Raw genomic sequence first — 6,782 nt, 5'->3', positions numbered from 1 at the left:
GTTTGCTGTATCGCGTCGGGATGCTGCGTATTCTATACAGATTTTAAACCAGCGCAAGCCCTATTTTCAACAAAATGCATCGTGTGATTATTTTTTAATCTAAATGTTCAAAAAATCGCATAATTCACCTATTTTTTAGGCATTTTTGAGAAATTCAACTTAAAAGTAAGCTACATCTATTCAAAATAGTCACCAGAAGATTGTGCATGTAGAAACGCAGGAATTAATCCAGTTAATGCTGCACGTATATCTGCCCGCTCATTAATCAATTGATGCGAGCCTTCTTCAAGAATCAATAAGGTCTGTAATCTAAATTGTCGACGTACAAAATCAATATTATATTTCCAGTCTACAGTTTGGTCTTGTGCACCTTGTGCCAACCAAACCGGAATGCGGCACTTTGGATAGGCTTCCATTTCCAGCATCCACTTTGACATTGCCAAAATCCAATCCATTCCCATCATTCGAGGTTGTAACGGGTCTTTAAGGCGTACAAATCTTAAAAACTCAGGATTGTGATTATTTCTTTTAAAGTGACGAGGAACTTCTCTTTTAATTCTGCGAATAATTCCTAAACCAATAGAATTATGCCACCACGCTGTTTTTGCAGGTCGTACCAATGGTGAAAGCAGTAACACCCGATCCACAATTGGATTTTCACGTTTTTGCGCATACTCAAGTAAGTGATGCATCCAAATTGCACCACCTGTACTTTGCCCCACTCCCAACCACGGCTTAGGAAGCTGCTCTGCATTTTTTACATATTGATAGACCGCATGTAACACTTGTTGGTAATGGTCAAAGTTTTGAATATTTGCAGGCGAACCATTACTCAGTCCATGCCCAGGCAAATCATAAGTAATCACACTAAACCCTTGTTCAAGGATTTCTTTTACAATCGGTTGGTAAATACCACTATGTTCTAAATAGCCATGCAACAAACACACAGTGCCTTTTATTTTATCTATATTGGGTTTAAATACTTGCACATGAAGTTTAAACAACGGCATATCAATAAAACCTTGCCATTGCACACAGTCCAGTTGATCAAAACCATAAAGACGTTGATAAGATTTTATTTCTTTATTTGGAATATATTCACGATTTAAGTTTAAGGCTTCTAATAGTTGTGGTGTTGTATCTCGACTTGGTATAGGTAAGTCAAGTTGCTTTAGAATTGTTGGATTTAAAAATGGAATATCTGCCATTAAGGCACCTCTCTACAGCCACTCGAACCAAACAACATATCTCGGATTGTTGCTAAAGTTTCATAATTGGCTCTACGACTATGATCATAATTTTGTTTGCTCGGCTGCCATGCTGTTAATTGAGTTGGCATTGGTGCATTGACAGGAATTGTTTCGATACCATTTAATGCAAATAAACGACGTGTTCTTGGCATATGGTAACGATCGGTAATTAATAAGACTGTGGGTGCACCACCTTTTTTCTGTAAAAGTAATGAACTAAAGCGTGTATTTTCACAGGTGTTCATGCTCCTATTTTCTAATAATTTGGCTTGAACACCGCGCTCAGATAACCATTTTTGCATATAAGGTGCTTCTACACCACTCAGCACAATAGGAAGTTTAACCTTCTCTTCTAAAGCTAACGTTGTTTCAAGTCTTAGTTTGGTATAGTCATTCACAATAATGTCTTTTTGATTTTTATCTAAAGTTAAACCACCGCCCAAGACTACAATTGCATAAGGTTGACTGATTGGCTTCGGTTGTTCACTGATTTTCGTAGGCAAACTTTCAAGATCTTCTTGTACTTGTGAACTGGACAATTCATTTGCCAATGTGTGTGAATTTTCTTGAAGTAATTTTTCATCAATTTTATATTTTTTTAAGAATGTTAAATATTCATCCATTAAAGCCTTATTGTCTTCACTATTTAAATCCAATAAGTTTTTAACAACATCGTTCGATTGGTTCTCAACAACCTCTGATGCAGCATGTTCAGACACCAATGGAATTACTGGCTTGTTTTGTTCTTCATCATCATTTTTTTGATCTTCAGCAATTTTTTCTTGCAAGGCTTTATATCGTAACTGGAGTAGCATTAAATCCTGAGCATTTTTACTCTTAATGGCTTCATCCATCAGCTTAAGATAGGCTTGTCGAGCAATCCATAAATCAGAACCAGGTTCTAAGTTTTCAGCCTCCGAAAGAGCAGCGTTTTGCTGGCTCTTTGCTGCCACCTGATTGACTTCAACTGGAACAATGCTATTCAGGATTTTAACCATCATTGTCGAATAAAATGGCGTGTACCAAAAAACGACCAAACAGCCGAATAATACAAATAATATGGCAATTATTCGTAGAAATCTGACCATCCAATGCGGTTTGACCATATATTTACTCAATTTAATGGTTTTCGATTAAGCCTAGTTCATTATAAAGCACAGGTTCAGGTTCTAAGTGCACACCAAACTTCTCAAAAACATCTTTTTGTACTGCCTGATACGTTGCGCGTACATCTGTCAATGTTGCATCGGCATAATTCACCAACACCAAAGCTTGTTTATGAAACATTCCCACCTGATTAAGCTGTTTACCTTTCCAACCTGATTGATCAATCAACCAACCCGCTGCAATTTTAACGTGATTCCCTGCTTGAGGATAATGTGGAATATTAGGGAATTTTGCAATTAATTGTGAAAACTCTTGTTGCTTAATAATCGGATTTTTAAAGAAACTTCCCACGTTTGGATATTCATTTGGGTCTGGGAGTTTACTTTGACGAATATGAATCACTTGCTTTTGTAAGTTTTCAGCACTCATATCATCCATCATTGCATCTTTTAAATCCCCATAATTTACTTTTAAATCAGCATGTTTAAGTAATTTAAAAATCACATGGGTAATCACATAACGATCTGGATCATCTTTAAAAATACTGTGTCGATAAGAAAAATGGCAATCTTGTGCTTGAATTGAAAGTGTCTGTGCTGATTGACGATCGTAGACTTCTACAGATTGAATAAATTCACCGACTTCAACACCATACGCGCCAATATTTTGCACAGGCGATGCGCCGACTAAGCCCGGAATCAAAGCCAAGTTTTGTAAACCATAAAGTTGTTGCGTTGTCGTCCACAATACAAAGTCATGCCAAACTTGCCCTGCACCCACTTTGATTGTTTTACTTTCGGCATCTTCACTTAAAAATTCAATACCTTGTATATCTATAGCAACTACAAGCGCATGAATATGCTCAGGCAGCATCATATTGCTGCCCCCTGAAAGCAGTAAAACGTTTAAATCGTGTGCTTTAGAAAACTGCAACGCTTGTTGAAGATCTACGATAGATTGTATTTTGACATAATGTGATGCAATCGAGTTCAAACTCAATGTATTAAAGGGTTTGAGCTGAACCTGTGATTCAATATTCATAACTTAAATTTATTTCCTAAAAATATTTCAATCACTTGCATTAAAACTGTTGTTGAAACACATGTACCCAAGCCAAACTACTCGATTCACACTGATCAAGTACACGTTCAAATCCATCAGCTTCACCGTAATAAGGATCTGGAAGCGCCTGTTGTGGATAAACGTGATCATGCTCACTCATTAAAGCAATTTTAGCTTTGATTTGAGCAAGACCAAATTGGCTACTGGCTAGGTTATACAAATGCTGTATATCCGCAAAATTCTGATGATCCATGGCAAGAATCAAATCAAACTCTAAAAAGTCTTGTATTTTTAATTGTCTAGCACGTAACCCAGAAAGATCATAGCCTCTTTTTATTGCATGTTTTTGACTGCGACTATCAGGTGATTTATTTGGATGATAATTGCTCGTTCCAGCTGAATCCACAACTACATTTAATCGTTTTTCATCACAATAGTGTCGTAAAACCACCTCTGCTGTGGGTGAGCGACAAATATTTCCTAAGCACACACATAAAACTTTGTATGGCATTTTGGATGACATAACAACCTCAAATGATCATTTCTTTTATAAAGTCTTATGTTAAGTTATTTAGCAGGCGAATCCTATAGAACCTTAAAACAATAATGTTTAATTTGTGATGATAGATTAAGGATAATACATATGAGTCATTTTCAATTCCAAACTGTAGCCAATATTATTTCAGGTTTAGGATCAATCCAAGAACTCAGCACAGTATTAGGCAATCAATACCACAAAGCATTAATCGTGACAGATGCAGGCATGATTCAACACGCACTGCATTTGCCGCTATTAAAAATTTTAGCGCAATGCAATTTAGACTATGAAATTTATGCCGATGTACAGGCAGATCCAGCAGAGCAAATTGTTTTATCGGCAGTTCAATTCGCCAAAGACAATCAAATAGATGTGGTTATTGGCTTTGGTGGTGGTAGCTCTATGGATGTTGCGAAACTCATTGCGATCTTGGCAAATCCAAAGCAATCACAAAGTATTCAGGAAATCTATGGGGTCAATAATGTCAAAGGCCCTCGCCTTCCGTTAATTCTTATTCCAACCACAGCGGGCACAGGGTCTGAAGTCACCCCCATTTCAATTGTCACTACAGGTGAAACCACCAAAACAGGTATCGTTTCCCCCATTTTATATGCCGATGTGGCAATTCTAGATGCAACATTTACCTCAGGCCTACCTGCACATATCACAGCAGCAACAGGTATAGATGCGATGGTGCATGCCATTGAAGCCTATACCTCTAAAATTAAAAAGAATTTTTATGCAGACATGCTTGCTAAACAAGCCCTTAAACTTTTAAATAAAAATTTAAAATTGGTCTTGGCGGATGGTACAAATTTAGCAGCTCGTCAAAATATGCTGGTTGGCTCTATGCTTGCAGGGCAGGCTTTTGCCAACGCTCCTGTAGGTGCTGTACACGCTTTAGCATACCCCTTAGGTGGTCATTTTCATTTATCACATGGACATACTAATGCTTTGGTTTTATTGGAGGTGTTAAAATTCAATGCGCCTGATGCAAAAGCACTTTATGCAGAGTTAATGCAATGGCTTGATCCTTATAGTAAAGGCAGTACAGAAGGCTTATGTGACTTATTTATAGATCACATGCAGAGACACTTAGATCACAGTGGTTTGACTTTGAAATTACGCGATTTAAATGTACACGAGCAGCAACTTGATAGATTGGCATCCGATGCAATACTACAAACACGTCTTTTACAAAATAATCCAAGGCCACTACTTCACGCAGATGCATTAAAAATTTATCAGTCGATTTATTAAAATTTATCAACATTAATAGTGCACTGATTTATTGAATGCGCTTTTAAATAGACTTCTTTCATAAGTCCTTTTTAAAACCATAAATCAACATAAAAGCGCCCTCACCCTAGCCTTCTCCCAGTGGGAGAAGGAACTTTCAATACCAATATGACTCACTCCACATGATCATTTTTTGATTAATGAAAAATCTTTAATCAACATGAAGTAGAATTAATACATACTCGCTGAGTGTTTATTTAAAAGTATAAAAATATCTATCATATAACCTATAATTTGTGTTTGAAATATGCGGACCGCATCCGATCAAATCGACCTAAATTTTGAACAAAATTTATAATTTTGTAAAAATACAGCATTAAAATTAAACTTGGTTATTCTCAAAATATGAAAAAAACAATCTTATTGCGTCGTTTTGTTATATTTTTTAATCAATCGAACTTAAAGTTTTTTTTAAAAAAATATTTAAAAATTATTAATTATCAAATCATTAACCTATTAAATGACTATTTTATGACTAGCTAGTAATTAGTTTTTATTTAATTTTTATTTAATTTTTAAAATAATTACTCTAAAATCGCGCCAGATCTTAATCGGAAAATTAAGACAACTAGTATTGGAAAATGATTCTATGAAAAAACTTACATTAGCAATTCTGCCATTAGCAGCATTTGGATTAAGCAACGTTTCTCACGCAGCAACTTCTGATGGTAAAACTTTTGGTGTTTCTGCTGGTTGGTTACATGTTATGCCTCAAAGTAAAGGACAAGGCGTAAATGGTAAAACTGGTAATAGTCCTTACTTAGGTCCATTGGCGAATATACAAGCCAATAACCCAGATGCAGGTTTTGAAGTACAAAATGCAGATACAGCAGGCTTAATGCTTGATTATTTTGTCAATGACAATGTTTCACTTGAATTAACTTTAGGTGCTCCTCCTGAAATGGAACTTGCTGGCCAAGGTAGCATTAAAGTTCATGGTGTTACTGTCGTTGATCTAAATAAATTTGATAAAGCTGCAACAACAGATGCTTATACGCCAACGCTTTCTGCTCGTTATCACTTTGGTTCAATCAACAACAAGATCCGTCCTTATGTAGGTGCAGGCTTGATGTATGCTCATTTCTCAAATGTTGAGACTGATTCAGCAATCAATGATGCATTAAAAGCCAATCCTTTACTTGGTCGATATAATCCAGAACTAGGTAAGGTTAAAGTTGATGACGCTTTTGCACCTGTTGCAATCCTTGGTGCAGATTTCAATATCAACAAAAATTGGTATGCAACTGCTTCTGTTTCATATGCACATTTGTCAACAAAAGCAAAATTAAATGTAAATGGTACAACACCAGCTGGACAAACTACTTTAATTTCAGGCCAAAGCAGCATTGAGATTAAACCAATCGTGACTTATTTAGGTCTTGGTTATCGTTTCTAATCAATTTGGACTGAATCAGTTCTAAATTGTAAAAGCTCATTAGGTTAGACTTAATGAGCTTTTTTATTTTTTTCACTTGAATATAGTTGCACTGTGCTAAAACACTTGTAAACACATGCAAAATTCATCT

The 6,782-nt window shown here is 36.0% G+C and carries 6 protein-coding genes; 2 read left to right on the top strand and 4 right to left on the bottom strand.

Annotated features, from left to right (window positions below; translation table 11 throughout):
- Nucleotides 1-176 precede the first annotated feature (176 nt).
- From FY049_RS15365 to FY049_RS15350, 4 genes are read right to left on the bottom strand one after another with little or no spacing between them, the layout of a single operon-like run.
- Complete coding sequence (locus FY049_RS15365) at nt 177-1,208, bottom strand: alpha/beta hydrolase (protein ID WP_004719563.1); 1,032 nt, start codon at nt 1,206-1,208, stop codon at nt 177-179.
- On the bottom strand, nt 1,208-2,356 hold the full coding sequence (locus FY049_RS15360; RefSeq protein ID WP_166782320.1) for a YdcF family protein: 1,149 nt from the start codon (nt 2,354-2,356) through the stop codon (nt 1,208-1,210). The genes FY049_RS15365 and FY049_RS15360 overlap by 1 nt, the downstream gene beginning before the upstream one ends.
- Nucleotides 2,357-2,369: 13 nt before the next feature.
- Nucleotides 2,370-3,398 carry a UDP-N-acetylmuramate dehydrogenase gene (gene murB, locus FY049_RS15355; RefSeq protein WP_004719558.1) on the bottom strand — a complete coding sequence of 343 codons (1,029 nt, stop codon included), beginning with the start codon at nt 3,396-3,398 and terminating at the stop codon, nt 2,370-2,372.
- 40 nt (nt 3,399-3,438) lie between these two features.
- Nucleotides 3,439-3,942 carry a low molecular weight protein-tyrosine-phosphatase gene (locus tag FY049_RS15350; protein ID WP_056512835.1) on the bottom strand — a complete coding sequence of 168 codons (504 nt, stop codon included), beginning with the start codon at nt 3,940-3,942 and terminating at the stop codon, nt 3,439-3,441.
- 120 nt (nt 3,943-4,062) lie between these two features.
- Here FY049_RS15350 and FY049_RS15345 point away from each other — a divergent pair, with 120 nt between their 5' ends.
- Together FY049_RS15345 and FY049_RS15340 are read left to right on the top strand one after the other, a co-directional pair.
- Nucleotides 4,063-5,217, top strand: coding sequence for an iron-containing alcohol dehydrogenase (locus FY049_RS15345; RefSeq protein WP_446083968.1), 1,155 nt, complete (start codon nt 4,063-4,065; stop codon nt 5,215-5,217).
- A 628-nt stretch (nt 5,218-5,845) separates the two neighbouring features.
- Complete coding sequence (locus FY049_RS15340) at nt 5,846-6,652, top strand: OmpW/AlkL family protein (protein ID WP_056512831.1); 807 nt, start codon at nt 5,846-5,848, stop codon at nt 6,650-6,652.
- Nucleotides 6,653-6,782: the final 130 nt, after the last annotated feature.

It is taken from the genome of Acinetobacter sp. 1125_18A (genome assembly GCF_052824985.1).
This window is presented reverse-complemented; position numbering and strand designations above follow the sequence as displayed.

Excerpts from the sequence above, each read along its gene's own strand:
- FY049_RS15365 (WP_004719563.1), bottom strand. The coding sequence starts at position 1,208 with ATGGCAGATATTCCATTTTTAAATCCAACAATTCTAAAGCAACTTGAC.
- FY049_RS15360 (WP_166782320.1), bottom strand. The coding sequence starts at position 2,356 with ATGGTCAAACCGCATTGGATGGTCAGATTTCTACGAATAATTGCCATA.
- murB (WP_004719558.1), bottom strand. The coding sequence starts at position 3,398 with ATGAATATTGAATCACAGGTTCAGCTCAAACCCTTTAATACATTGAGT.
- FY049_RS15350 (WP_056512835.1), bottom strand. The coding sequence starts at position 3,942 with ATGTCATCCAAAATGCCATACAAAGTTTTATGTGTGTGCTTAGGAAAT.
- FY049_RS15345 (WP_446083968.1), top strand. The coding sequence starts at position 4,063 with ATGAGTCATTTTCAATTCCAAACTGTAGCCAATATTATTTCAGGTTTA.
- FY049_RS15340 (WP_056512831.1), top strand. The coding sequence starts at position 5,846 with ATGAAAAAACTTACATTAGCAATTCTGCCATTAGCAGCATTTGGATTA.